This is a genomic window from Psychrobacter sp. T6-1, assembly GCF_052258445.1.
Window position 1 is genome coordinate 1 of sequence record NZ_JBQQFC010000461.1, and the last position, 1389, is coordinate 1389.

Here is a 1389-nt window from a genome sequence, read left to right on the forward strand (position 1 = left end):
CCCTTTATATTAAAGGGACGCTCGCCCTATATGCTATTAATTGGTAGTATGCTCACCTTGGTGTATTTGGGGGCAAGTGGCGTCGTATTATTTACACGTATCTACGGAAGCAGTTGGGCTGAAATCGTGGTTTACTTGATCGATTTTGTGTTATTGTTTTTGATTAATGCTTGGTTATTTTTATTATTAAAGCGTCTGCCCTCTATGAACAATGTCGTCAAACAGCCCCGCGCGCGTTAGTTGTTAGCTATTAAAGTATCAACACAAAAAAGCGGCGCTCTAATTATAGAGCGCCGCTTTTGTCTGGACTGTTTATTACTAACTATTACGAAGACCAGAGGCGAAGGGGGTTAGTTTACTTTGGTTAATTCCAGATCCATCTTTTTGCCATCGTTGATTTGACTTACTTTCACTGGTAAGTAGTCTAAACTGGGTGCCAACCAAAAGCTGGTTGAGCGGTCATTGTCGTCATGGACACGGTCAACACGTACGGTATCAAAAGTACCTGCTGGCACAGTAATTTTGGTGCTACCTGACTTTTTAAAAGGTGTTTTCTCGACTTTGTCTTTTTTGGCCATGTAATAATTACCAGAGAATTTGCCGTTCAATAAGTCTTGACGAATTTGTACCTCTAAGCTCAAGTCATCAAAAGCTTGCTGGGCCATATTAGACGTTGTGGTCTTGCCTCTATAGCTGCTTGTCACCTTTTTGCCCGCTGAATCAAAGCTGAGATTATGCGTACGCCCAATGCCGAGCAATTTGTACGTGGTGCTGGCTTTGCTTGGGCTGACATTGTTGCCATTGATTACAAAGGTGCTGCTTTGTGCGGCGCTCGCCACACCTGCGACTCGAGCTTTGACATTGTAGTTCCATGCATTGCCTGATTTGCTCAAAGTACGAGTAGCTACTCCTTTATATTTATCTTCTACGGTAAAGCTGTATTTCGCACTTGAGGGCTGTATGCTTTTTGCATTAGCAAGGGTAGGGGCGGTCATACTGATAGCTCCGATAGCAGCGATACTGACACCTGTTGTAAACAGGGTTGCCAACTTGTTTTTGCTGCGATTGTTATTAGTCGTTAGTAATGAAGTCATGGATATATCCTTTATAAGTTTGTCAGATATTTTGATTATTTTATAGCTATTGTTTTCATACTAGTGTTAATCACAACTCTTATAATGGTCATATCTTGTTACATTTTCAAGGGTGGCTGCTGAGTAATAGGTTGAGCAGGTGTAGTCGATGTTACCGCAAAACGCTTGTCATCAGTGCTCAGTAACGTCATGTGAGTAAGCTTGCACGCTTATATTTAAGGATCATTTGCAGCAACAAACGCCTTGTAAATATTTTTGAGTTTACACTTGAACCCACCTTGTCATGCCCCCATTT

The 1389-nt window shown here is 41.8% G+C and carries 1 protein-coding gene and 1 pseudogene; one reads left to right on the top strand and one right to left on the bottom strand.

All coding sequences use genetic code 11. The annotated features are described in order from the left end of the window. Positions 1 to 240: pseudogene (locus ACTXGO_RS13800) on the top strand (hypothetical protein); the annotation flags it as partial. Between the two features lie 110 nt (positions 241 to 350). On the opposite strand, the gene ACTXGO_RS13805 reads toward ACTXGO_RS13800, so the two are convergent. Beyond that, positions 351 to 1094, bottom strand: a complete 744-nt coding sequence (locus tag ACTXGO_RS13805) for a DUF3108 domain-containing protein (protein WP_443574921.1) — start codon at positions 1092 to 1094, stop codon at positions 351 to 353. Positions 1095 to 1389 lie beyond the last annotated feature (295 nt).

What these genes read in the sequence shown, in the direction of transcription:
- ACTXGO_RS13805 (WP_443574921.1), bottom strand. Translation starts at nt 1,094, where the DNA reads ATGACTTCATTACTAACGACTAATAACAATCGCAGCAAAAACAAGTTG.